This window comes from Pseudomonas sp. C11 (assembly GCF_034683865.1).
GTDB lineage: Bacteria > Pseudomonadota > Gammaproteobacteria > Pseudomonadales > Pseudomonadaceae > Aquipseudomonas.
The window spans coordinates 1-229 of record NZ_JAWIIP010000123.1; the positions used below are offsets into that span (position 1 = coordinate 1).

Annotated in this window: 1 protein-coding gene; it reads left to right on the forward strand. The window is 61.1% G+C overall.

What is annotated here, in order from left to right:
• The coding region (locus VC352_RS25165; protein ID WP_322982191.1) for an NAD(P)H-dependent oxidoreductase at positions 1-151 on the forward strand (151 nt) is incomplete at its 5' end.
• Between the last annotated feature and the right edge of the window lie 78 nt (positions 152-229).

The window sequence follows — 229 nt, forward strand, 5'->3', positions numbered from 1 at the left end:
GGATCACCAGGAAACCTACCTGCGTCAGGCGCTGGCCTTCATCGGCATTCACGACGTGCAGTTCATCCATGCAGAAGGCATGAACATGGGCGGCGAGTTCGTGGAAAAGGGCCTGGCCCAGGCCAAGGCCAAGCTGGCCGACTTGGCCTGATTCCGTCTTCACTCTCCTGTGCGCCCCTGTGGGCGAGTGCACCGGCCATCCCCATGGGATGGCCGGTTTTTTATGTGG